This is a genomic window from Plantibacter sp. M259 (genome assembly GCF_006065115.1).
Classification (GTDB): domain Bacteria; phylum Actinomycetota; class Actinomycetes; order Actinomycetales; family Microbacteriaceae; genus Plantibacter; species Plantibacter auratus.
In genome coordinates, this window is sequence record NZ_CP040750.1 from 495,710 (window position 1) to 519,291 (window position 23,582).

Sequence of the window (23,582 nt, forward strand, 5' to 3'; positions counted from 1 at the left end):
CCGGAGGGGATCATGACCGAGACACGGACACCGACGGCGAACGGCCCGAGCCCGGTGCTCTTCGAGGCGCTCGCCGCGCTCGGCAGCAGCGCCGACGACCCGTTCATCCCGGCGGACGCGCCGTTCAGCCCCGAGCAGCGGGTCTGGCTCGCCGGTTTCCTGGCCGGTGTCCGCTCCAGCGCGATCGACGCCACTGACGCCGGTGGTCGCACGCCGCAGCTCGCCCTGCACGTGCTCGTCGGGACGCAGACGGGCACCGCGGAGGCCATCGCGGAGGATCTCGGCCGAGCCGCCTCCGGCTACGGTGTGGCGGTGACGACGATCGGACTCGACGACGTCGAGGTCGACCGGCTCCCGGCTATGGGACACGTCGTCGTCATCACCTCCACGTACGGAGAAGGTGAGATGCCCGACAACGCCGAATTGTTCTGGGAGACGCTCCAGGCGAGCACCGCACCACGCCTCGACGGCCTGAAGTTCTCCGTGCTCGCGCTCGGCGACTCCGGATACGACGGGTTCTGCCAGGCGGGCAAGCTCATCGACACGCGCTTGGAGCAGCTCGGCGCGGAACGCATCCTCGCCCGCGTGGACTGCGACGTCGACTACGAGGAGCCCGCCGCGGCGTGGACCACGCAGGCGCTGTCGCTGTTCGGCGCCCTCGCCCCGACGGACGCCGACGCAGCACCCGCTCCCGCGCCGGCGGCCAAACCGGCGAAGAAGCCCGGCCGCACGCGTTCACCGTGGACCCGCAAGACGCCGTACGGCGCGACCCTCGCCGTCAACCGCGTCCTCTCCGGGCCCGCCTCGTCGAAGGAGATCCGGCACTACGAGTTCGACCTTGGCGACAGCGGCATCGAGTACGCGGCCGGCGACGCCCTCGGCGTCATGCCGAGCAACGACCCGGCGCTCGTCGACGCCATCATCGCCGAACTGGACGCGGCCGCGGACGAGTCGGTCGACGGCTCGACCCTGGCGGACCGGCTCACCCACGGGTTCGAGATCCGCACCCCGTCGAAGGACCTCGTGGCCGAACTCGCCGACCGCGCGCCGGACTCGGAGCTGGCGGGGATCCTCGCGCTCGCCCAGGCGGAGACGCTCGACTCCTGGTTGCGCGACCGCGACATCCTCGACCTCCTGCGCTCCACCGCGGTCCGGTTCGACGCCGCCGCGCTCCTCGACGTGCTGCGTCCGCTCCAGCACCGCGCCTACTCGATCTCGTCCAGTCCGCTGGCGGCCGACGGGCGCGTGCACCTCACCGTCGCGAGCGTCCGGTACGCGGTCGGCGACCGTCTGCACGGCGGCGTCGCGTCGACGCATCTCGCCGACCGGGTCGCGGAGGGTGCCACGAGCGGGATCTTCGTCTCCGCGAACGCGGGCTTCCGGGTGCCGTCGGACGACGATGCGCCGCTCATCATGGTCGGCCCGGGAACCGGGATCGCACCGTTCCGCTCGTTCCTCCAGGAGCGCCGCGAGCGCGGGGCCACGGGTCGGAACTGGCTGTTCTTCGGCGACCAGCATCGGGCACACGACTTCATCTACGAGGACGAACTCGGCGAGCTGCTCACCGGAGGCGTGCTGGACCGTCTGGACCTCGCGTTCTCCCGCGACCAGCGCGAGAAGGTGTACGTCCAGACCCGGATGCGCGAGAACGGCAAGGAGCTCTACGCCTGGCTCGAAGAGGGCGGCCACTTCGCCGTCTGCGGCGACGCCTCACGGATGGCGAAGGACGTCGACCAGGCGCTGCACGAGCTCATCGCCGAACACGGCGGGCGTTCGACGGAGGCCGCGGCCGAGTACGTGCACACGCTGAAGCGCGAGAAGCGCTACATCCGCGACGTGTACTGAGGCGTTCCGGGGTCGTGAGCAGGGCCCTTCGACAGGCTCAGGGACCGGTCATCGGTCGCCGGTCCCTGAGCCCAACCACCGGTCCCTGAGCACCCCACGCGGTCCCTGAGCACACCCGCGGTCCCTGAGCTTGTCGAAGGGCGGTCAGGCGTTCTCGGCGCCGAGCAACGCCGCGGCGGCCCGTGCCTCGTACACGACGTCGTCGAGGTCGTCGCCCGCGACGTTGACGTGGCCGACCTTGCGCCCGGGGCGCGGGTCCTTGCCGTAGTTGTGCACCTTCGCCAGCGGGTGCGCACCGAGGACCTGCGGGTAGCGGTCGTCGAGCGTCCCCTCGGTGGGCCCGCCGAGCACGTTCACCATGACGGTCCAATCGCGGTGGCAGCCCGTCCAGCCGAGGGGCAGGTCGAGAACGGCTCGCAAGTGCTGCTCGAACTGGCTCGTGACGCTGCCGTCCTGCGTCCAGTGCCCACTGTTGTGCGGACGCATGGCGAGTTCGTTGATGAGCAGACGGTCGTCGTCGGTCTCGAAGAGTTCGACGGCCAGGACCCCGGTCACCCCGAGCGCGGTCGCGACGGTCACGGCGATCTCCTCCGCGGTGTCGGCGAGCCGACCAGCCGAGCCGGGCGCCGGAGCGATGACCTCGCTGCACACCCCGCCGAGCTGCACGGTCTCGACGACGCGCCACGGCACCACCTCGCCGGACGGGCGCCGGGCGACGAGCTGGGCGAGCTCGCGCCGGAACGACACCAGCTCCTCGACGAGCAGTGCTCCGCCGTTGGCGTCCTCGGAGAGCGCCGTGAACCAGTCGTCGACCTCGTTCGGTCCGTGGACGACACGGACGCCCTTGCCGTCGTAGCCACCACGCGGCGTCTTCACGACACCCTTCCCGCCGTGCTCGGCGAGGAAGGCCGCGAGCTCCTCCTGGTCGTGCACGCGCGCCCAGTCGGGGACCGGCAGTCCGAGCTCCGTCAGGCGTTCGCGCATGAGCAGCTTGTCCTGGGCGACGGCGAGCGCGTCCGGTCCCGGGTGCACCTGTACACCGGCGTCGACGAGTGCCCGCAGGACGTGCTGCGGCACGTGCTCGTGGTCGAAGGTGATGACGTCGACCGTCTCGGCGAAGGCGAGCACGGTGTCCGCGTCGCGGTAGTCGCCCACCTCGACGGTGGCGAGTCGGGCGGACATGCCCTCCTGCTCGGAGAGCACCCGGATGTCGAGTCCGAGGTTCACGGCCGCGGGCACCATCATCCTGGCCAGCTGACCGCCGCCGATCACTCCGACGCGAATGCTCATGGGTTCACTCCAGCTCTCCGGCGACCGGCCGGCGGGTCTCGTTTCGGCAGGCGGGACGGGCGGATCCGGAGGCGGATCGGCGGGTGCCCCGACTCGAACATCGTACCGGCCGGGCACGCCCCGCACGGGTCAGCGTCGGACCGGTGGCTGCTGCGTCGGGTTCGGTGCAGCCGGGTAGGGCGCGGCGATGCTCTGGTTCTCCGCGACGAGCTCGTGGAGGGCGTTCTGGACGAGGACCGCGCCGGGCACGTCCCGCAGGACGACCGGCACCTCGCCACCGCTCGTCACCCGGACGTTGCCGCTCCCGAAGGCGCTCTGCACCCAGCTCTTGTGCACCGTGATGCCGTAGCCGCGGGCGTGGTAGAGCTCCTGGCGCGTCCGCACGAAGAACCCGCGACGGACGATCAATCGACGGGTCGTGATCACGTAGCGGACGGACAGCCAGGCGATGAACGGCAGGACGCAGGCGACCAGCACGATCACCCCGCCGCCGATGAGGACGGCCCAGTTCTGCCACTCGAGGTCGAACGAGCCGAAGAAGTACGCACCGGCACCGCTCACCGCGATGAGCAGGAGCGCGGGGAGCAGGAGCCGCCGGGCATGCGGACGCAGGCGTGCGACCACACGTTCGGTCGCCGCCGCGGGAGGAGCCGGCCTGCCCGGCCCGTCATACCGGGATCAGCCATACTCCCATTCTTAGCAGTCGCGGGAACCCGCCGCCTGCTCCCACCCCGCCCGTCGGCGATCCCGAACATCCGTGCATCGGCCGCCCGGCTAGCATGAAGGCGTGAAACCGGCCGACAGCACCGCACCGACGGCGCAGCACCCCGGCGTGGTCGGGTCGTTCCTCGAGGGGATCGGCATCCTCTTCGGCGGGTTCCGCCTCTGGGGCACCTCGCCGAAGCGCATGCTGCTCGGCATGATCCCCGCCGCGATCGTGGGCGTCGTGTTCATCGCGTTGCTCGTCGTCCTCGGCGTCAACGCCGCCACGATCGTCGACTGGGCGACACCGTTCGCCGACACCTGGGACGAGCCGTACCGCTCGTCCATCCGGGTGGCCGCCGCGGTGGCGTTGGTGGCCGTCGCCGTCGTGGTGATGCTGTACGCCTACGCCGCAGCGACGCTCCTCGTCGGCGACCCCTTCTACGAGCGGATCTGGGCCGACGTCGAACGCACCCTCGGCGACGCTCCTCCGGAGTCGGGTGAGTCCGCATGGCGCGGCCTCCTCACCGGTGTCACCCGGGCGCTCGGCCTGCTCCTGCTCACCATCCCGACGGCGGCCGTCCTCTTCCTCCTCGGCTTCGTCCCGGTGATCGGCCAGACGGTGGTCCCGGTGCTCGGGCTCGCCGTGAGCGGCTGGTTCCTCGCCCTCGAACTGACGGGCTACGCGTTCGACGCGAGGGGGTTGTCCTTGCGCGAGCGCCGCCGGACCCTCGCCAGGAGACGCGCCCGCACCCTGGGCTTCGGGATGACGGTCGCGGTCCTCTTCCTCGTGCCGGTCCTGTCCGTTCTGGTCATGCCGGCAGCCGTCTCCGGCGCGACGGTGCTCGCACGCCGGTCCCTCACCGAACAGGCGGGAACGCTCAGCGCACGTGCGTGACGTCTCCGGCCGCCACTGCGACCGGCGCACCACCGCCGGTCGGTCGGACGACGAGCCGCCCGTCCACGTCGATCCGCTCGGCCGTGCCGGTCAGGACGTCGCCGCCGGGGATTTCCACCCGCACCGAGCTGTCCAACGTCACACATCGCTCGGTGACCGCCGCTCGGAGCCCGCTGGCCTCGGCGTCACCGGACGCCTCCAGGTAGGCGTCGTACAGCGTGCCGAACGCACGCAGGTAGCCGACGAGGACGGTGTCCGGGTCAGGATCGACGAGACCGGCGAGCGCGAGCGAGGTTGACCGGTCGGTCGGCAGTTCCTCGGCACGCTGACGGAGGTTGACACCGGTCCCGAGGATCACCGCGTCCCCACTCGGCAGCAACTCGGCGAGGATGCCGGACACCTTCCGACCGCCGATGAGCACGTCGTTCGGCCACTTCACGTCGGCGGACACCCCGAGCTCCCGGAGCGACTCCGCGAGCGCCGCACCCGCGAGGAGCGGGAGCCAGCCGTAGGCCTGCAGCGGGAGCGGATCACCCGACGGAGTGACCGGCCGGAGCAGGACCGAGACGGCGAGCGACGTGCCGGGTGGCACCGTCCACACGCGACCGAGGCGGCCTCGTCCCCGCGCTGGTCGTCGGTGAGGACCACCGAGCGGTCGGGCCACGCGTCGCCGCCGTCCTCGCGCACGCGTCGGGCGAGTTCGTCGTTGGTGGAGCCGGCGTGGGCGAGGATCTCGAGGCGTGGCACGAGGGCGGCGGTGAGGGGCAGATCCATGGCACAACCCTACTGAGGCCGCTCGTCGGCGCCCGCGTCGCCCACCGGCACGCTTGGTCGATGCCGACAACGGATCGGCGCGCCGCTTGTACCCGATCGTCAACGGGTCGGCCGGGGGACCACCGGGTAAGGTGAAAGCGTGACCGACGAAACCACCTCCGGCCCTGACCTGTACACGACGGCCGGGAAGCTCGCCGACCTCAAGAACCGCTATCACGAGGCCGTGACGGCGAGCGGCGAAGCCGCCATCGAGAAGCAGCACAAGAAGGGCAAGCTCACCGCGCGGGAGCGCATCGAGCAGCTGCTCGACCACGGCAGCTTCGTCGAACTCGACGAGTTCGTGCGGCACCGCACGACCGCCTTCGGCATGGACCGCTCACGGCCGTACGGCGATGCCGTCGTCACCGGCACCGGCACCATCCACGGCCGCCAGGTCGCCGTGTACTCGCAGGACTTCACCATCTTCGGCGGTTCGCTCGGCGAGGTCGCCGGCGACAAGATCATCAAGATCATGGACCTCGCGTTGAAGACGGGCGTCCCGATCATCGGCATGCTCGACTCCGGCGGCGCGCGCATCCAGGAGGGCGTCGTCGCGCTCGGCAAGTACGGCGAGATCTTCCGGCGCAACACGCAGGCCTCCGGGGTCATCCCGCAGATCTCCATCATCATGGGTCCGGCGGCCGGCGGCGCCGTCTACTCCCCCGCACTCACCGACTTCGTCATCATGGTCGACAAGACCAGCCAGATGTTCGTCACGGGCCCCGACGTCATCAAGACCGTCACGGGCGAGGACGTCGGCATGGAGGAGCTCGGCGGCGGGTACACGCACAACACCCGCTCGGGCGTCGCCCACTACCTCGCGAGCGACGAGCCGGACGCCCTCGACTATGCCCGTACCCTCGTCGGCTTCCTGCCCGACAACAACCTGTCCGAGGCCACGGTGTTCGACGTCGAGGTGGAGCTGGAGACGACGGACGAGGACCGTCGCCTCAACACGCTCATCCCCGACTCGCCGAACCAGCCCTACGACGTGAAGACCGTCATCGAGCACGTCGTCGACGACGCGGACTTCCTCGAGGTCCAGCCGCTCTTCGCGCCGAACATCGTCATCGGTTTCGCGCGCGTCGAGGGACGATCGGTCGGTGTCATCGCGAACCAGCCCTCCCAGATGGCCGGGACGCTGAACATCGAAGCGGGCGAGAAGGCGAGTCGGTTCGTCCGGTTCTGCGACGCGTTCAGCATCCCGATCCTCACCCTGGTCGACGTCCCCGGTTACCTGCCCGGCACCGACCAGGAGTGGACCGGCGTCATCCGCCGCGGCGCGAAGCTCCTCTACGCCTACGCCGAGGCCACGGTGCCCCTGGTCACCGTCATCCTGCGCAAGGCCTACGGCGGCGCCTACATCGTCATGGGCTCGAAGCAGCTCGGGGCCGACATCAACCTCGCCTGGCCCACGGCCGAGATCGCGGTCATGGGCGGGCAGGGTGCCGTCAACATCCTGTACCGCGGCGAGATCAAGCGGGCCGAGGAGGCCGGCGAGGACGTCGCCGCCGTGCGCACGCGCCTCGCGAACGAGTACACATACAACGTCGCGAGCCCGTTCCTCGCCGCCGAGCGCGGCGAGCTGGACGGCGTCATCGAGCCGGCGACCACGCGGGTCTCGGTCATCAAGGCGCTCCGCGCACTCCGGACGAAGCGTGCGAGCCTGCCCGCCAAGAAGCACGGGAACATCCCGCTGTGAGCGCCGGCGCCGAGCCGAACACGACCGAGCCGTCGTCGATCGATCTCCGGATCGAGCGCGGCACCCCGACCGACGAGGAGCTCGCGGCGCTCACCGCGGTACTGAGCGTCGCGATCGCCGAACAGGCACTGCGCGACGCCGACACCGCCCCGGCACCTCGCGTCCCGTCGACGTGGGAGCGGACGAGGCGGAACCTCCGCACGGGGATCACCGTGGGCCCAGGACACTGGCGCGCGTTCACGGGCTGAGCCGTCTCGACGGACGACCCATCGGTTGCCCCTCGTGGCGCGCGGTGCTGTCCCCCATTCGTGTCCTCCATAGTGCCGACTGTCGGGGCTACCCCTGATGGAGGATCATCATTCTCGAAAGTTGCGTCTCATCGAGACCACTTCACCAGCTCCTGCTCCATCTAGGGTAAGCGGGCAGGAGTTCGGGGGCGGGTCAGAGCGGTATTCGGGTTACCGCTCTGACCCACGAACGTCACGGAGGGCCAGCATCGGGTGCTGGCCCTCCTTTCGTTCGTTCAGGACCAGGCACGTCGGCACTCGCAGTGGCCGGGAGTGGTTCGCTCGGATGCGTTCCGGCTCATGCGCTCGTCGAAGTGCACACGAGGAACCTCCCGCTCCGGCGATCCCCTCCTGATCCCGGAGCTGGCCGAAGGGCACACGGAGAACCCCGCCGATTCGGCACCCTTCCTCCGCCCCCTGAGCAACCCTTCCTCCGCCCCCTGAGCAACCCTTCCTCCGGTCCCTGAGCCTGTCGAAGGGCACACGAGCGACCTCCCGCTCCGGCGACCCCCTCCCGCCCCCTGAGCCTGTCGACGGGCACACCAGGGAGCTCCCGCTCCGGCGATCCCCTCCCGGTCCCTGAGCTTGTCGAAGGGCACACGAGGAACTTCCCCAACCGGCACAACTCGGCATCTGGAATGTCAGTGGTCCATGGTGGACTTGTTCCATGACCGAGACCACCCGCACCGCGATCCGCGTCGGCGCCGACTACGCCGCGCAGCTGGCGGAGTTGTCGGACGAGTGGACTGAGATCCACCGGCAGCAGGCCGTCCTCGACGCACGGAAGGCGCGCCTCCTCGCCCGTTCCGCCGCCTATGCCGACGCCTTCGCTGACGCCACGGTCCCGGTGATCTTCCCACCGGCTGAGCGTCAGGCGTTGTCCCGTCGGTCGACGTGTGCGGCCCTGGCGATGGCGACTCGGACGCCGGAACGAACGGTGCAGCGGGCGACGAACGACGCCGAGCGTCTCGTGAACGACGCACCCGCCGTGCTCGCGTCCCTCGAGGCCGGTCGCATCTCAGCGCGGCACGCGCAGACGATCATCGACCAACTCAGTGACGTGCCGACCGCGGGGCGGGCGGCGTTCCTCGCTGAGGTACTACAGGTCGCGGAGGAGACGACCAACGCGCACCTCCGCAGGCGCGCCCGCATCCTGCGCGAGCGACTCCACCCCGAGTCCATCACCGCCCGAGCGGTCCGCTCCGAGGCCGACCGCCGGGTCGAGTTCGAACCGGCCGCCGACGGCATGGCGTGGGTGCACCTGTTCACCACGGCGCCGATCGCGCAGGGCATCATTGAGCGGATCGAGGCGGCCGCCGCCGAGTCCCGCTCAGCAGGCGACACCCGCACCTGCGCCCAGCTCCAGGCGGACGCCCTCGCGGCCCTCGCCCTCACCGGTGTCACGCCCGACGACCTGATGTCGAGCCCGGTGCTCCCGCACCCGATCGAGGTCCAGGAGCACATCAAGCCGACCGTGCAGATCACGGTGCTGGCGTTGACCATGGCCGGCGTGAGCGACGCCCCGGCCACCCTCGACGGATACGGTCCGATCGACCCCGAGACCGCGGCACGTATCGCGGTGAACGCACCGAGCTTCACCCGGATCCTGGTCCAGCCGGAAACCGGTGCGGTACTCTCCGTCGGGCGCAATCAATACCGGGTCCCGGCCGACCTCCAGCGCGCGGTGCGGCTTCGGGACGGCACTTGTCGGGCACCGGGGTGCGGGAGGCGAGCGCGCGCGTGTGACCTCGATCATTCGGTCGCGTGGGACGACGGCGGCACCACAGATGTCGGCAACCTCGCCTGCCTGTGTCGACATCACCACCGGATGAAGCACCTCCCCGGCTGGAACCTCGACCACGAGCCCGGCGGGGTACTCGACTGGACAACGCCCGACGGGAAACACCACCGGACGGAACCGGACCCCGCACCGTTCTGACCAGCTTGAGTCCCTGAGCCTGACGAAGGGGTCCTCGTGGGCACTTCGACAAGCTCAGTGACCGGGAGAGGTGTACCCGGAACGCTCCGGTCCCTGCGCTGCGCTGGTCGACGTGTCGAAGGGTTCCTGGTGGGCACTTCGACAGGCTCAGTGACCGGGAGAGGTGCGTCCGGAACGCTTCGGTCGCTGCGCTGCGCCCCTCGACGTGTCGAAGGGTTCCTCGTGGGCACTTCGACAGGCTCAGTGACCGGGAGAGGTGTGCCCGGAACGCTCCGGTCCCTGCGCTGCGCTGGTCGACGTGTCGAAGGGTTCCTCGTGGGCACTTCGACAGGCTCAGTGACCGGGAGAGGTGTGCCCGGAACGATGAGGCGTCCTCATGGGCACTTCGACAGGCTCAGTGACCGGGACAGGTTCACCGGGACTGATTCGGTCCCTGAGCCTGTCGAAGGGCACTCAGGTCGCGCCGGTTCCGTGGACGGCCGCGGTCCACCCGGAGTAGCTCGGTCCCTGCGTGTGTCGACGGACACAGTCGTCGTCGAAGCGGTTCAGTGTTCGTCCGGAGCGCCGACCGCACCCACACCGGCACGGGAGCCGTCGCGCGGGATCTCGAGCCAGACGTCGAGTTCCTCATCGTCGTCGTCCGGACCCGCCGTGACGCCCGGTTCCCGGTGCACCGCACGCAGGCCGACCACGGTCACCGCGACGCGCTCGTCGTCCGGGACGCTCCGCACGATGAGGCGCGTGGCGTGCGAGGCGGCGAGCGCTTCGGCGATCTGCTCGTGGATCGCGTCGAGGACGCCGGCGTCCAGCTCCTCGAGGCCGCCTTCGTCCAGCATGTTCACGATCGCGCCGCGCCGCCGGGCCGCGAGCACCTCGGACCGGACCGGATCGCTCAGGAGGTGACGCCCGCGGATCTCGTCGCGGAGACTGGCCTCCAGCGTCCGGCACTCCGTGCGATCGGCCACGGAGAGCCTGCCACCGTTGGCGATGATCGTGCGGAGCATCGGGGTCGCCAGACGGCCCGTCTGGCTGAGGCGTCGCCTCCGCTCGTGCACGTGCGCGTACTGCGCCGCCTGCCAGTCCGAGGTCGCGTGCTCCGCCTGGGTGAGGCGCTCGGCGTCGTGCTGGGCCCCGGCGATCGATCGGGTGAGCACACTCGCGAGGACGACCCAGATGAGGCTGCCCGTGACACCCATTCCGAGCGCCAGTCCCGGACCCGCCCAGAGGAGCGACTGGACCGTGAGGAAGACGATCCCGATGTAGGCGACCGCCTCCCGCTGCCGGACCACGGTGATCGTCATCAATGTGCCGATCGACGCGACGTGCCAGGTGGCGTACCCGTTGTTCCGCGTGGGGTCGAGCTGGCTGGTCACGAGCAACGGCACGATGATCGCGGTCGCGAGGTTGATGCTCGCGAGCCACGACGGCATGCGCGTCGTGCCCATCGGCCAGAGACTCAGGACGCTCGCGACGGCGTAGACGAGCATCGCGATGAGGACCGGGACGACGTCGCGGGGTGTCTCGAGCGTCAGCGCCGCACGGAGCAGGTGGTACGCCGAGAACAGGGCGGCGAGGATGACGAGGGCGTACCGCGGTGCCGGGGTCACGAGCCGTGCTCCGGAGACCATTCGATCCGGATGACGGCACCCTCACCCGGACGGGAGATCACCGTCGAGCGGCCCCCGACCGCGGCGACGCGCTCGACGATCGAGACCTTCAGCCCGAGGCGCTCCTCAGCGACCTGCTCGGGGCAGAACCCGACGCCGTCGTCGCCGACGATGACGCAGACGCCGCCGGAGACCGTGCCCTCGATGGACAGGCTCCGCGCAACTGCCGAACCCGCGTGCTCCACGCTGTTGACCATCGCCTGCACCGTCGCCCAGTAGACCGCGTTCGCGACCGTGACGGGCAGGACCCGGCCGGAGGCCCCCTCGACCGTGACGGAGAACGGTTCACCGAGCATCGACGCGGCCGCACGCAGCCGTTCGATGAGTTCGGCGAGACCGGTGACCTCGTCCTCGTTCGTCATCGGCGCTCCGACACCCTCGAGCTGTTCGATCGCGACCCGCGCCATCATGACGGCGAGCGCCTCCGACTTCGGGGTCAGCGCCCGATCCGCGGCGAGCAGGGAGGCGAGGACGCTGTCGTGGACGATCGAATCGACCTCGACGCGCTCCACCTCCGTGGCGTGCTGCTTGACGGCCGCGTCGTAGGTCGCGAGGGCGGCCGCCCTCGCGATGTCGACCCGACCGGCCAGCACACGGAACAGCCCGACGAGGACGACGATGAGCCCACCGATGATCGTCGCGTACGAAGCGTCGAGCGCACCGATCTCGAAGGACGCCGGCGCGAAGTCGGCGTCGATGACGCGGTTGACGCCGTACATGACCGAGGTCACGACGAGGTACACGATGGCCCCCGCAACTGCAGCGGGATGCAGGCGAACGCGACGGCGATCGTGCAGAGGTACCAGATCCACGGTTCCTGGTTGATGTCCGCCGACGCCTGCGCGTTCACCGCCGGCCAGATGAGGAGGGCCACGAAGAACACGGCGGCGAAGACGCCGGAGGCGATGCGGTGATGCCAGAGGAAGAAGCAGCAGAGGATGGCGGCGAACATCGTCCCGAAGACGAGGGAGACGTAGACCACGCCGAACCAGCCGGTGATCTGGACACCCTGCCCGAGCGTGGTGAACGCGGTCTGCAGGCCGAAGACGAGTCCGATGATCGCGACCGAACGGCCGAGGAGGCGTTCGAAGTTCGCGGTGTTCAGCATCCGGCGCTGAACCTGGGCATCTCTCGTGGTCGCGGGGATCGCGGGATGCCTGGTCGGTGCCCGGAAGCTAGGAGACATCCGTCCCGCCTTGATCGAGGCCGGGGAGGATCCCGTCCTCGACCGCTCGGCGGAGCAGGTCGACCTTCGTCGGTGCCGGGCGACCCACCTCGACGTACTTCACCCGGATGCGGTCGATGTGTTCGCGGGCCGTGGAGTAGGCGATACCGAGCTGCATGGCGACGGTCTTCAGCGGCAGGCCGGATGCGTAGAGGTGGAGGACGTCCCGCTCACGACGGCCTAGCTGCGCCCGCGCGAAGTCGCTGTCGGCGTCGATCGCGCTCGCCCACTCGATGTTGTTCAAAGCCTCGCCACGGGCCACCGTGCCGATGGCGGCGATGACCGTGTCGGTCGGTGACGACTTGGGGATGACCCCGGAAGCCCCGGCGGCCAGCGCCTCGCGCACGAGCGCGACGCGGTCCGCGATGGAGTGGATGAGGACGTGCGCCCCGACGGTCTGCACCGCATGGATGTTCGAGGTCGGCGTGCTGCCGTCGGAGAGCGAGAGGTCGAGCACGACCACGTCGGGCACCACGCCGTTCAACGCGGCGATGCACTCGGCGGCGGTCGGGGCACTCGCCACGACCTGATACCCGGCGTGCGCGCACACCGCTTCGATCCCGAGCCGCACGGACTCGTGATCATCAATGATTGCGACGGTCACCACGGCACCATCGTAGCGAGTGACGGACCCGCCGGGCGCGACGGCCTGATCGCGAGTCGCCTCCGTCGGCACGGGCCCGCTCAAGCCGTTCGCGAGAAGCCCGCGACGGCCTCGAGGTGGTGCGTATTGGGGAAGAGGTCGTAGGCCGCGAGGTGGTCGAGCTCGTACCCCTGCTCGGCCAGGAGGGCGACGTCGCGGGACAGCGCGATGGGGTCGCACGCTACGTAGACGATCGACGCGGGCCGCAGCTCGCCGAGCATGGCGACGATCTCCGCGCCGGCGCCCGAGCGCGGCGGGTCGAGTACGACGGTGGCGGTGGCGTACCGGGATCGCTCGATCCGGCTGCCCGTCGCGATCTCCGACCGGAGGAAGGCGTCGACCTTCGCGGTGACAGCTTGCGCGCCCACCCACTCGGACAGGTTCTCGCCTGCGTACTCGGTGGCGCGTTCGTCACTCTCCACGGTCGTGATGCGGGTGGTGGAGCCGAAGCGGTCCCCCACGCCCGCGGCCAGGAGGCCGACGCCGCCGTAGAGGTCGAGGTTCGCGGCGCGCGGGTCGAAGCGTGCGTCGTCGATGGCCGCGGACACGGCCTGCTGGAGGGTCGTCGCAGCCTGACGGTGGACCTGCCAGAATCCGTTCGCATCGACGATGAACTCGCGCTCGCCGACGAGCTCGCGGATCGGGTCCGCCGCGGGACGGACCGGCTTCGGTCCCCCGCGTCGACCGCGCCCGCCACCGCGTCGGCGGTCGCCGCCTCCGGCCTCGTCCGCGCGCGTCAGGACGCGGACCGTCCCGGTCGACGAGGCCACGATGTCGATGGAGGTGGTGCCGTGCGGCAGCTCCTCGAGCTTGGCCGCTTCGGCCACCGCTTCGATCGCGAGCGGCAGGTCGTCGACGGGGACGACGTGGTGGGACCTCGAGGCGTAGGGACCGATGTTGCCGTGCTGGTCGACGTGCAGCGAGACCCGCGTCCGCCACCGGGTGCCGTCGGGCGTCTCGCCGTCGACCGCGGCGACCGTGAACTCGGGAGCGACTCCGGCGAACCGCTCGAGCCCTTCCGCGAGGACCTGGTGCTTCAGCGCGCGCTGGTGGGCGAGGTCGATGTGTCCGAACTCCGCTCCCCCGGCCCGCTCGCTCGGCTCGCGGTCGACGGAGGCCTCGGCCCAGACGTGCGGACGGCGATGCTCGGAGGGCGTGAGGACCTCCAGGGTCTCCGCCCGCCAGAAGCGCTTCTCGTTCTCGTCGACGATGCGTGCCCGCACGCGCTCACCGGGGAGCGTGTCGGGTACGAAGACCACCCGGCCCTCGTGCCGGGCGACGAAGACACCCCCGTGGGCTACGTTGGTGATGTCCAGTTCCACGGTGCGTGCAGTCGTCGTGCTCATGCGTCGAGCATGTCACACGGGCGGCTGCGGGGAGTCCACCGTCCACTGCAGAAGGAACCGTCATGCGCCTCACGCTCGCCTCCACGTCACCGGCCAGACTCGCCCTGCTGCGGTCGAGCGGCATCGAGCCGATCGTCGTCCCGTCGTCGGTCGACGAGGAACAGGCCGTCGACGACGCGACCCGCGCCGCGGGTGCGCCGCTCGCCCCCGATGAGGTCGTGGCCCTCCTCGCCCGTGCGAAGGCGGAGGCCGCTCTGGCCGTCGTGCACGAACGCGGCGACGCGGTCGACCTCATCCTCGGCGGCGACTCGGTCTTCGTCCTCGACGGCGTCGTCCACGGCAAGCCCCACACCCCGAGCGCGCCCGCGAACGCTGGCACGCCCAGCGCGGGAGGACGGGGACCCTGTACTCCGGTCACTGGCTCATCGACTGCACCGGTGCCTCGCCGGTCGGGATCGGTGCGGTCGCGAGCGCCGAGGTGTCCTTCGCCGACGATCTCGACGACGCGGAGATCGACGCCTACATCGCCTCGGGTGAGCCCCTGGCGGTCGCCGGCGCGTTCACGATCGACAGTCTGGGCGCCGCCTTCATCACCCGGATCGAGGGCGATCCGTCGACCGTCGTCGGCCTCTCCCTCCCGACCCTGCGGCGTCTCGTCCGCACGCTGGGACACGACTGGCACGAGCTCCGCAACCGGCCCGGAGCCCTCTGACGTCCCTGCCCTTGTAGAGGCGACACGTCGTTCCTCGGACTTTTTTGTGCGTGTGAGCCAAAGGCTCACCCGGGCCTCCCGGTAGGCTCGTGGACTGTGCCACGTATAACCAAGGTCCTCATCGCCAACCGTGGCGAGATCGCCGTCCGCGTCATCCGAGCCGCGAAGGACAGCGGGATCGCCTCCGTCGCCGTCTACGCCGACCAGGATCTCGACGCCATGCACGCCCGTCTCGCCGACGAGGCCTACGCCCTCGACGGGACGACGAGCGCGGAGACGTACCTCGTCATCGACAAGCTCCTGTCCATCGCCCGACGGTCCGGCGCCGACGCCGTCCACCCGGGCTACGGGTTCCTCGCCGAGAACGCGGACTTCGCGCGTGCCGTCATGGCCGCGGGGCTCATCTGGATCGGCCCGTCGCCCGAGGCCATCGAACGGCTCGGCGACAAGGTCTCCGCCCGCCACGTGGCCGAGAAGGTCGGCGCTCCACTCGCCCCCGGCACGCTCAACCCCGTCTCGGGCGCCGAGGAGGTGCTCGACTTCGTCGACATCCACGGCCTGCCCGTAGCCATCAAGGCGGCGTTCGGCGGCGGTGGTCGCGGCCTCAAGGTCGCCCGCGAGCGCGAGGAGGTCGCCGAGCTCTTCGAGTCGGCCACCCGCGAGGCCATCGCGGCGTTCGGTCGCGGCGAGTGCTTCGTCGAGAAGTACCTCGACCAGCCGCGCCATGTCGAGACCCAGTGTCTCGCCGACGCACACGGCAACGTGGTCGTCGTCTCCACCCGCGACTGCTCGCTGCAGCGTCGCCACCAGAAGCTCGTCGAAGAGGCACCGGCACCCTTCCTCACCGACGACCAGGTGACGGAGCTCTACCGAGCGTCGAAGGCGATCCTCAAGGAGGTCGGCTACCTCGGTGCCGGCACCTGCGAGTTCCTCATCGGCAAGGACGGCACCGTCTCCTTCCTCGAGGTCAACACCCGCCTGCAGGTCGAGCACCCGGTCTCCGAGGAGATCACCGGCATCGACCTCGTCCGCGAGCAGTTCCGTCTCGCCGAGGGCGGCGTCCTCGACTACGACGACCCCGAGCCGAGCGGCCACTCCTTCGAGTTCCGCATCAACGGTGAGGACCCGGGACGCGGCTTCCTCCCGCAGCCGGGCCCGATCCACGTGTTCAAGACCTTCGGCGGCCCCGGTGTCCGACTCGACTCCGGCGTCACGGCCGGCGACACGATCTCAGGCGCGTTCGACTCGCTCCTCGGCAAGATCATCGTCACCGGTCGCACCCGCGAGGAGGCGCTCGAACGCAGCCGTCGCGCGCTCGACGAGTTCGAGGTCGCCGGCCTCCCCACCGTCATCCCCTTCCACCGCAAGATCGTCCGCGACCCCGCGTTCACCGCGGAGAACGGCACCTTCGGCGTCTACACCCGATGGATCGAGACGGAGTTCGTCAACGACATCGAGCCTTGGGACGGATCGATCGATGCGCAGCAGGCACCCGCTGCCCGCTCGACGGTGGTCGTCGAGGTCGGCGGCAAGCGGCTCGAGGTCAGCCTTCCGGGCGGACAGCTCGGGCTGAACGTCGGCGCACCGGTCGCCGCTCCCGCTCCGCACCGCCGCGGTGGTGCAGCGGTGGTCTCGGGTGCGACGGGTGATTCCGTCTCGGCGCCGATGCAGGCGACCATCGTGAAGCTCGCGGTCGCCGACGGCGATGTCGTCGTGAAGGGCGACCTCGTCGTCGTCCTCGAGGCGATGAAGATGGAACAGCCCATCACGGCGCACAAGGACGGCACGGTCGGCGCGATCGACGCGACGGTCGGCGCCACGGTCTCCTCGGGTCACCAGCTCCTCACCATCAGCTGACCCGACCGGCGCCCTCGGGCGTCGGAACGGACCCGGCGGCGATACGCTGAGCTGGTGTCAGCAGCCGACCTCCTCGAAGATGCGTTGGATCGTGTGGCGGACTTCGACGCCGCCGGTGCGATCGCGCTGCTCGAGGCCGAGCCGCACGCGGCGTCCGATCCCCGCGTCCTCGCCCTCCTGTCCTACGCCAGGTTCACCACGGCCGACTTCGCGGGGTGCCGCCGGGATGCGGTGGACGCGATCGCCGCCTCGACGGACGCCGATCGGACGACGCGCCTGCTCGTGCTCGGAGCCGCCGGGCTCGCCCTCGGTTCGGACCGCTCGTCCGGATCGGAGCTGGAGGGGTGCTTCGCGGAGGCGGACGCCCTCGTCCGTGACGGCGGCGACCTCGAACCGTCCCTCGCTTGGCTCGTCGGATACCTGCTCGTCGAGGGTGCCGTCGTCAACGTCCTGATCCACGCCGCCCGACGCTTCGCCGATGCGTTCGCCGACGAGATCGCCGCCACCCCGGGCCGCTTGTACCGGACGCTCGTCGACGGGGTCCTCGCCCGCCTGCTGCTGAACGAGGGACGCGTCGCCGAGGCCGAGGCGGCTGCGCTCGCGATGTTCGAGCGCGCCGGGAGCGGACCGACCGCCCTGTACGCGGAGGCCGTGCAGTGCCTCGTCGCGGGGAACCGTGCGGAACAGGCGGCGACCAGGACCCTCGCCCGTCGCGTGCGTCAGGCCATCCCCGAGCCCACGGGCGCCTTCCAGACGACGTGCTACCTCCTCGTCGGCTACGGACTCGCCGCCCTCGCGGACGACCACGGCGCCGCGGCCCTCGCACGGAGCGCTTCGGGGAACGACTTCAGTGGCCTGTCCGTCCAGGACCGGGCCCTCGCGATCGAGCTGCTCGTCTCCAGCGCCTTCCTCGACCGCGACATCGTCGAGTCGGAACGCCTGATCGGCTTCATCGCCGCAGACGTCGACCGGAGGGTCCCGGGGCCTGCCATCCTCCGGATGCAGTGCAAACTCGAACTCCTGCGAGGCAACCCCGCCGAGGCCCTCGCCCTGGCGCGGACCGCGGCGGCCCGCGCGCTCGTCGACGGCCGCATGCTCGAAGCCGGGATCGGCGAGATCCTCGCGACGCGTGCCCTCATCGCCATGTCCGACCGGACGCAGGCCGTCCGTGAGTTGGCAGCCCTCGCCGAGCAGGCGGTCCGTGGTGGTCACACCGCCGCGACCCGCTCCGCCGCCCGGGAGCTGAAGGCGATCGGCCGACGACTCGCCCCGGTCGCCGGGTCCGGGTGGGACGGGCTCTCGCCGCGGGAACGCGAGGTCGCCCTCCTCTCGGCCGAGGGCAACTCGACGGCGGAGATCGCGTCGGTGCTCCAGCTCTCCTCCCGCACCGTCGACGCGCACGTCACCCGGGTGCTCGCCGCCTTCGGGATCGTGTCCCGCCGCCAACTCCCGTCCCGGCTCCCGGCCACGTTGCCGCTGACCGCCGTCCCCGTCCCGACCGCGCGACTCACGCCTCGGCAGCAGGATCTCACGGAACTCGTCGCGGACGGCCTGTCGAACGACGAGATCGCGACCGCCCTCGGTATCTCCCGCAAGACCGTGGAGAAACACCTCAGCGCCGTCTTCCACGCCTGGGGTGTGCGCTCTCGCGTCGCGGTCGCGCGCATCGTGCTCGCGAACCGCGTCCGGTGAACCTCGGCGCCTCGACGACGGTCCGACGAGGACGCCGGGGATGAGGGCTATTCGACGATGTGCATGGCACGCGCGGCGTCGGTGATCGACCCGGTGAGCGACGGGTAGACCGTGAAGGCACGCGCGACCTGGTCGACGTTCAGCCGCTGCTCGACCGCGAGGGCGAGCGGAAAGATGAGCTCGCTGGCCTTCGGGGCGACGATGACCCCGCCGATGACCGTCCCGCTGCCGGTCCGCGCGAACAGCTTGACGAAGCCGTCCTTGATGCCCATCATCTTCGCGCGCGGGTTCTGGGCGAGCGGCAGCTTGTAGATCTCGCCCTGGGCGATGCCGTCCTCGATCTGCTTCTGGGTCCAGCCGACGGTCGCGATCTCCGGCTGCGTGAAGATGTTCGCTGCGACGTTGCGGATCTCGGTCGGGTTCACCGCGTCGCCCATCGCGTGCAGCATCGAGGTGCGACCCTGCATCGAGGCGACGGACGCGAGCGGCAGGAAGGTCGTGCAGTCACCGGCGGCGTAGATGTTGGGGACGCTCGTGCGCGCCACCCGGTTCACGCGGATGTGCCCGGACTCGGTCAGCTGCACGCCGGCCTCCTCGAGACCGATCCCGGCGGTGTTCGGCACCGAACCGACCGCCATGAGGCAGTGCGACCCCTCGACCGTGCGGCCGTCGGAGAGCGTGGCGACGACACCGTGCTCGGTGCGGGTGACGGAGTCGGCTCGCGACTTCGACAGGACCGTCATGCCGTTGCGCTTGAAGACGTTCTCGATGACCGCCGCCGCATCGGCGTCCTCACCGGGCAGCACCTGGTCGCGGCTCGAGATGAGCGTGACCTTGGAGCCGAGCGCCGTGTAGGCGGAGGCGAACTCGGCGCCGGTGACGCCCGAGCCGACGACGATGAGGTGCTCGGGGACGGAGGTGAGGTTGTAGAGCTGCGTCCAGGTGAGGATGCGCTCGCCGTCCGGCAGCGCGGAGGGCAACTGGCGCGGGCTGGCCCCGACGGAGACGACGACGGTGTCGGCCTCGATGCGGTCGAAGTCGGTGCCGCTGGAGAGGTCGGTGGAGACGATGACCTCGTTCGGTCCGTCGAGCCGCCCCTGACCGTTGACGATGCGGACACCGGCACGGATGAGACTCGCGCGCATGTCCTCGGACTGCTGGCGGGCCAGCCCCAGCAGTCGCTTGTTGACGGCGGCGAGGTTCACGGCGACCTCGGGACGGCTGGGCTTCCCGGTGGTCTCCGAGCGGACGAAGAACTGCACACCGAGGTCGGCAGCCTCGCCGATCGCCCCGACCGCGTCGGCCGTGGCGATGAGGCTCTTCGACGGGACGACGTCGGTGATGACCGCCGCGCCGCCGACGCCCGTACGCTCCACGAGCGTGACGTCGGCGCCGAGCTGCGCTCCGGCGAGGGCCGCCTCGTACCCGCCGGGTCCGCCTCCGATGATCGCCACTCGCTGCTTGCGTTCGAACTCGTAGGCCATGCGTCCATTCTCGCGCGCCACCAGGGCGGGACCAAACCCGTTCGGGCCTGCGGCGGCCGGGATCGTGCGCGGATGAGCGGGGTCGCCACGGTTGGGCGGCGGCCCCGCCCCTGTCTAGAGTGAGAGGATGTCCGAAACCTCTGCGAACCCACTCGATCTGTCCGATGTCGATCCCTTCGAGATCGCCCGCGAAGCCGCCGGCCAGATCGCCGAGAAGACCGGCGTCGAACGCCACGACATCGCGCTCACCCTCGGCAGCGGCTGGGGCAAGGCGGCCGACCTGATCGGCGAGACGACGGCGACGATCCCGGCCTCGGAGATCGTCGGCTTCTCGAAGCCGGCGCTCGAGGGCCACGTGGGCACCCTGCGCTCGATCCTGCTCCCGAGCGGCAAGCGTGCGCTCGTCATCGGCGCGCGGACGCACTACTACGAGAACCACGGTGTCCGCCGTGTCGTGCACAGCGTGCGGACGGCCGCGGCTGCCGGTGCGCGCATCATGGTGCTGACCAACGGCGCCGGCGGCATCAAGGACCACTGGACGCCCGGCACGCCCGTGCTGATCAGTGACCACATCAACCTCACGGCCGACTCGCCGCTCGAAGGCGCGACGTTCATCGACCTCACCGACCTCTACGCCAAGCGGCTGCGAGACATCGCGCACAGCGTCGCCCCGGAGCTCGACGAAGGCGTCTACACGCAGTTCCGCGGACCGCACTACGAGACCCCGGCTGAAGTCCAGATGGCGAAGGCGATCGGCGGGCACATCGTCGGCATGTCGACCGCGCTCGAGGCGATCGCCGCACGTCAGGCCGGCATGGAGGTCCTCGGGATGTCCCTCATCACGAACCTCGCCGCCGGCATCCAGCAGACGCCGCTCAGCCACGCCGAGGTCATCGAAGCCGGCCAGGCGGCCGAGCCGGTGATCAGCAAGCTCCTCGCGCAGATCGTCGCGGCCCTGTGAGCGAGGCGACGAGCCTGCTCGCGACCGCCGAGGCCTGGCTCGCCCAGGATCCCGACGACGAGACCCGGGCCGAACTGGCAGGCCTCGTCGAACGTGCCCGCGTGTCCGACGACGTGGCCGTCGCAGAGCTGCACGACCGCTTCGACACCCGACTGCAGTTCGGCACGGCCGGGCTCCGGGGACGCATCGAGGCCGGCTCAAACCGGATGAACCGGGTCCTCGTCTCACAGGCCGCGGCCGGACTCGCCGCCTACCTGCTCGAGCAGGCACCGGAAGGAGTGACGCCGAGCGTCGTCATCGGCTACGACGGCCGGAAGAACTCCGCCGTGTTCGCCAGCGACACCGCCGAGCTGATGGCCGGGGCCGGTGTCCGCGCCATCCTGCTCCCACGGCTCCTGCCGACGCCCGTCCTCGCGTTCGCCGTGCGGTTCTTCGACGCCTCGGCCGGCGTCATGGTGACCGCCAGTCACAATCCGCCCGCCGACAACGGGTACAAGGTGTACCTGGGCGGCGAGCACCACGGTTCCCAGATCGTCTCCCCCGCCGATGCGGCGATCGCAGCCCACATCGCACGTGTCGCCGAGACCGCACTCGTCCCGGACCTCCCGCGCAGCGACGGGTACGAGACCGCGGGCGACGACGTCGTCGACGCCTACGTCGCCGAGACTGCGGCCGTCGCTCCCGCCCCGGCGGGCAGCCAGCTGCGCGTCGTCTACACGGCCATGCACGGCGTGGGTTGGGAGACGACCCGACGCGTCCTCGAGACCGCCGGGTACCCGGCACCGGAACTCGTCACCGAGCAGATCGATCCCGACCCCACCTTCCGGACCGTCAGCTTCCCGAACCCGGAGGAGCCCGGCGCGCTCGACCTGTCGTTCGCGACGGCGCGAGCGGTCGGCGCCGACCTCATCATCGCCAACGACCCCGATGCCGACCGCCTGGCGATCGCGATCCCCGACGACGCGGCACCGTCGGGGTTCCGTCGACTCACCGGCAACGAGGTCGGTCTCCTCCTCGGCTGGCGGGCCGCCCAGGCCGCCAGTGCTGCACTCGACGGCGATGCGGCACCCGAGGGCACACTCGCGTGCTCGATCGTCTCCTCCCCGGCCCTGCGCATCGTCGCCGAGGCGCACGGCCTCGAGTTCCGCGAGACGCTCACCGGGTTCAAGTGGATCTCCCGGACGCCGGGCATGCTCTTCGGCTTCGAGGAGGCCCTCGGCTACCTCGTGAACCCCGGAACCGTTCGCGACAAGGACGGCATCTCGGCCGCCGTCGCGTTCCTCGGTTTCGCGACGGCGTCGGCGCAGGCCGGTGAGAGCGTCGCGGGGCTCCTCGACCGGTTCGCGGACACCTTCGGTTCCTTCGGCAGCGACCAGATCTCCATCCGCTACGCGGAGCTCAGCCGCATCGGCGAGGTCATGTCCGGACTGCGGGCGCTCCCGCCCACGGAGCTCGCGGGAGCTCGGGTGATCCGGATCGACGACCTCGCCGACGGGTTCGAGGCTCTCCCGCCGAGCGACGTCCTGCGCGTCTGGCTCGACGACGGCACCCGGGTCATGATCCGGCCGAGCGGCACGGAGCCGAAGCTCAAGGTGTACGTCGACGTGCAGTCCGCCGACGGCGACGCCGCCGAGCGGGCGGCGACGGTCACCGCGCGGCTCGCCGCCCTGCGGACGGACCTGACGGCGCTCGTCTCCTAGCCCGTCGACGCGCTCGACGCCCGGTGGTGCGGCCCGGAGAACGGGCCGCACCACCGTTCAGCCGATGGCGCGTTCGAGCTTCTCGGTGAGTTCGGCGAGGTCGAAGTAGTTGTCGATGACGACGATGTCGGCGAAGGTCTTGCCGATGCGATCGACGAGCTCCGGCGAGGTCAGGATCACCTGGGCGTCGGCCGCGGTCGTGCCGAGGCTCTCGATGTCGCCGGCGACGACATCGGCCTCGAGGTCGAGGCGTTCGAGCGCGCGTTCGGCGTTGAGCTTGAGGATCGCGGAGGAGCCGACCCCCGAACCGCAGACGGCGACGATCTTCATGCCTGGTCTCCGATGCTCAGGGGGACACACCGAACACGGCCCGCACCTCGTCGAGCGTCGTTGCCGCTGCGAGCCGCGGGATGGCGGTCTCGTCGTTGAAGACGTTGGCGATCTCCGCCACCCAGCCCACGTGCGACTCGGCGGTGGTGACGGCGAGGCCGAGGACCACCGAGACGGGGTCGTTGTGGGGGTGGCCGAACCGGACCGGCGCGGCGAGCGTCGCGACGACGAGGGCGTCGTCGTGGACGTCGGCACCCGGTCGGGCGTGCGCGAGCGCCAGGCCCGGCGCGATCACGACGTACGCCCCGAACTCCTCGACGACGTCGATCATCCGTTGCGTGTACGCGATGTCGGTCGCGTGGGTGTCGGACAGCAGCGCTCCGGCTACACGGATCGCCTCGCGCCAGTCGTCGGCATCGACGTGGAGCGCGACGCTGGATTCGGACAGTTCTGGGAGTGGCATCGCTTCAATCAGAGGATCGGTCGACC

At 70.5% G+C, this 23,582-nt stretch carries 20 protein-coding genes and 1 pseudogene; 10 read left to right on the forward strand and 11 right to left on the reverse strand.

Annotated features, from left to right (window positions below; genetic code table 11):
* Positions 1–12 precede the first annotated feature (12 nt).
* Positions 13–1,845 (forward strand): sulfite reductase subunit alpha, encoded by a 1,833-nt coding sequence (locus FGL15_RS02230; protein ID WP_138944783.1) that lies wholly within the window; start codon positions 13–15, stop codon positions 1,843–1,845.
* A 144-nt stretch (positions 1,846–1,989) separates the two neighbouring features.
* Here the strand turns inward: FGL15_RS02230 and FGL15_RS02235 are convergent, their stop codons facing one another.
* Both FGL15_RS02235 and FGL15_RS02240 read right to left on the reverse strand, forming a co-directional pair.
* Positions 1,990–3,135, reverse strand: a complete 1,146-nt coding sequence (locus FGL15_RS02235) for a 5-(carboxyamino)imidazole ribonucleotide synthase (protein WP_138944784.1) — start codon at positions 3,133–3,135, stop codon at positions 1,990–1,992.
* Positions 3,136–3,264: 129 nt separating this feature from the next.
* Entirely contained in the window at positions 3,265–3,759 is a 495-nt protein-coding gene (locus FGL15_RS02240; protein ID WP_138944785.1) for a PH domain-containing protein, read from the reverse strand.
* Positions 3,760–3,922: 163 nt separating this feature from the next.
* Here FGL15_RS02240 and FGL15_RS02245 point away from each other — a divergent pair, with 163 nt between their 5' ends.
* Positions 3,923–4,735 carry an EI24 domain-containing protein gene (locus FGL15_RS02245; RefSeq protein WP_138944786.1) on the forward strand — a complete coding sequence of 271 codons (813 nt, stop codon included), beginning with the start codon at positions 3,923–3,925 and terminating at the stop codon, positions 4,733–4,735.
* Here the strand turns inward: FGL15_RS02245 and FGL15_RS02250 are convergent.
* A complete protein-coding gene (locus FGL15_RS02250) occupies positions 4,719–5,327 on the reverse strand; it encodes a biotin--[acetyl-CoA-carboxylase] ligase (RefSeq protein WP_240773734.1) in 609 nt (202 codons plus the stop codon). The genes FGL15_RS02245 and FGL15_RS02250 overlap by 17 nt on opposite strands.
* A 321-nt stretch (positions 5,328–5,648) precedes the next feature.
* Here FGL15_RS02250 and FGL15_RS02255 point away from each other — a divergent pair, with 321 nt between their 5' ends.
* From FGL15_RS02255 to FGL15_RS02265, 3 genes are all read left to right on the forward strand, one after another.
* On the forward strand, positions 5,649–7,250 hold the full coding sequence (locus FGL15_RS02255; protein ID WP_138944787.1) for an acyl-CoA carboxylase subunit beta: 1,602 nt from the start codon (positions 5,649–5,651) through the stop codon (positions 7,248–7,250).
* Complete coding sequence (locus tag FGL15_RS02260) at positions 7,247–7,498, forward strand: acyl-CoA carboxylase subunit epsilon (RefSeq protein WP_138944788.1); 252 nt, start codon at positions 7,247–7,249, stop codon at positions 7,496–7,498. Before FGL15_RS02255 ends, FGL15_RS02260 begins: the two co-directional genes overlap by 4 nt.
* Positions 7,499–8,204: 706 nt before the next feature.
* A complete protein-coding gene (locus FGL15_RS02265; protein WP_138944789.1) occupies positions 8,205–9,476 on the forward strand; it encodes an HNH endonuclease signature motif containing protein in 1,272 nt (423 codons plus the stop codon).
* Positions 9,477–10,021: 545 nt separating this feature from the next.
* Here FGL15_RS02265 and FGL15_RS02270 read toward each other — a convergent pair.
* From FGL15_RS02270 to FGL15_RS02290, 5 genes are all read right to left on the reverse strand, one after another.
* Positions 10,022–11,083, reverse strand: a complete 1,062-nt coding sequence (locus FGL15_RS02270; protein ID WP_240773736.1) for a hypothetical protein — start codon at positions 11,081–11,083, stop codon at positions 10,022–10,024.
* Positions 11,080–11,886, reverse strand: coding sequence for a sensor histidine kinase (locus FGL15_RS02275; protein ID WP_138944791.1), 807 nt, complete (start codon positions 11,884–11,886; stop codon positions 11,080–11,082). Before FGL15_RS02275 ends, FGL15_RS02270 begins: the two co-directional genes overlap by 4 nt.
* Positions 11,871–12,251 (reverse strand): hypothetical protein, encoded by a 381-nt coding sequence (locus tag FGL15_RS02280; protein WP_138944792.1) that lies wholly within the window; start codon positions 12,249–12,251, stop codon positions 11,871–11,873. Before FGL15_RS02280 ends, FGL15_RS02275 begins: the two co-directional genes overlap by 16 nt.
* A 67-nt stretch (positions 12,252–12,318) precedes the next feature.
* On the reverse strand, positions 12,319–12,975 hold the full coding sequence (locus FGL15_RS02285; protein ID WP_138944793.1) for a response regulator transcription factor: 657 nt from the start codon (positions 12,973–12,975) through the stop codon (positions 12,319–12,321).
* Between the two features lie 77 nt (positions 12,976–13,052).
* A complete protein-coding gene (locus tag FGL15_RS02290) occupies positions 13,053–14,357 on the reverse strand; it encodes a class I SAM-dependent RNA methyltransferase (protein ID WP_138944794.1) in 1,305 nt (434 codons plus the stop codon).
* A 62-nt stretch (positions 14,358–14,419) separates the two neighbouring features.
* On the opposite strand from FGL15_RS02290, the pseudogene FGL15_RS02295 reads away from it, so the two are divergent.
* From FGL15_RS02295 to FGL15_RS02305, 3 genes and pseudogenes are all read left to right on the forward strand, one after another.
* Positions 14,420–15,069, forward strand: a pseudogene (locus FGL15_RS02295) (nucleoside triphosphate pyrophosphatase).
* A 96-nt stretch (positions 15,070–15,165) separates the two neighbouring features.
* Positions 15,166–16,926 (forward strand): biotin carboxylase N-terminal domain-containing protein, encoded by a 1,761-nt coding sequence (locus FGL15_RS02300; protein ID WP_138944795.1) that lies wholly within the window; start codon positions 15,166–15,168, stop codon positions 16,924–16,926.
* A 54-nt stretch (positions 16,927–16,980) separates the two neighbouring features.
* Positions 16,981–18,618 carry a LuxR C-terminal-related transcriptional regulator gene (locus tag FGL15_RS02305; protein WP_138944796.1) on the forward strand — a complete coding sequence of 546 codons (1,638 nt, stop codon included), beginning with the start codon at positions 16,981–16,983 and terminating at the stop codon, positions 18,616–18,618.
* Between the two features lie 47 nt (positions 18,619–18,665).
* Here FGL15_RS02305 and FGL15_RS02310 read toward each other — a convergent pair whose 3' ends face one another.
* Entirely contained in the window at positions 18,666–20,102 is a 1,437-nt protein-coding gene (locus tag FGL15_RS02310; protein ID WP_138944797.1) for an NAD(P)H-quinone dehydrogenase, read from the reverse strand.
* Between the two features lie 127 nt (positions 20,103–20,229).
* On the opposite strand from FGL15_RS02310, the gene FGL15_RS02315 reads away from it, so the two are divergent.
* Positions 20,230–21,063, forward strand: coding sequence for a purine-nucleoside phosphorylase (locus FGL15_RS02315; RefSeq protein WP_071262525.1), 834 nt, complete (start codon positions 20,230–20,232; stop codon positions 21,061–21,063).
* Positions 21,060–22,763 carry a phospho-sugar mutase gene (locus tag FGL15_RS02320; protein ID WP_138944798.1) on the forward strand — a complete coding sequence of 568 codons (1,704 nt, stop codon included), beginning with the start codon at positions 21,060–21,062 and terminating at the stop codon, positions 22,761–22,763. The genes FGL15_RS02315 and FGL15_RS02320 overlap by 4 nt, the downstream gene beginning before the upstream one ends.
* Positions 22,764–22,820: 57 nt before the next feature.
* Here FGL15_RS02320 and FGL15_RS02325 read toward each other — a convergent pair whose 3' ends face one another.
* Both FGL15_RS02325 and FGL15_RS02330 read right to left on the reverse strand, forming a co-directional pair.
* Positions 22,821–23,093, reverse strand: a complete 273-nt coding sequence (locus FGL15_RS02325) for a PTS sugar transporter subunit IIB (RefSeq protein WP_086474095.1) — start codon at positions 23,091–23,093, stop codon at positions 22,821–22,823.
* A gap of 16 nt (positions 23,094–23,109) precedes the next feature.
* Positions 23,110–23,556: a PTS sugar transporter subunit IIA gene (locus tag FGL15_RS02330; protein WP_138944799.1), complete on the reverse strand. Its 447-nt coding sequence runs from the start codon at positions 23,554–23,556 to the stop codon at positions 23,110–23,112.
* Between the last annotated feature and the right edge of the window lie 26 nt (positions 23,557–23,582).

Excerpts from the sequence above, each read along its gene's own strand:
- FGL15_RS02230 (WP_138944783.1), top strand. The coding sequence starts at position 13 with ATGACCGAGACACGGACACCGACGGCGAACGGCCCGAGCCCGGTGCTC.
- FGL15_RS02235 (WP_138944784.1), bottom strand. The coding sequence starts at position 3,135 with ATGAGCATTCGCGTCGGAGTGATCGGCGGCGGTCAGCTGGCCAGGATG.
- FGL15_RS02265 (WP_138944789.1), top strand. The coding sequence starts at position 8,205 with ATGACCGAGACCACCCGCACCGCGATCCGCGTCGGCGCCGACTACGCC.
- FGL15_RS02280 (WP_138944792.1), bottom strand. The coding sequence starts at position 12,251 with ATGCTGAACACCGCGAACTTCGAACGCCTCCTCGGCCGTTCGGTCGCG.
- FGL15_RS02290 (WP_138944794.1), bottom strand. The coding sequence starts at position 14,357 with ATGAGCACGACGACTGCACGCACCGTGGAACTGGACATCACCAACGTA.
- FGL15_RS02310 (WP_138944797.1), bottom strand. The coding sequence starts at position 20,102 with ATGGCCTACGAGTTCGAACGCAAGCAGCGAGTGGCGATCATCGGAGGC.
- FGL15_RS02315 (WP_071262525.1), top strand. The coding sequence starts at position 20,230 with ATGTCCGAAACCTCTGCGAACCCACTCGATCTGTCCGATGTCGATCCC.
- FGL15_RS02325 (WP_086474095.1), bottom strand. The coding sequence starts at position 23,093 with ATGAAGATCGTCGCCGTCTGCGGTTCGGGGGTCGGCTCCTCCGCGATC.
- FGL15_RS02330 (WP_138944799.1), bottom strand. The coding sequence starts at position 23,556 with ATGCCACTCCCAGAACTGTCCGAATCCAGCGTCGCGCTCCACGTCGAT.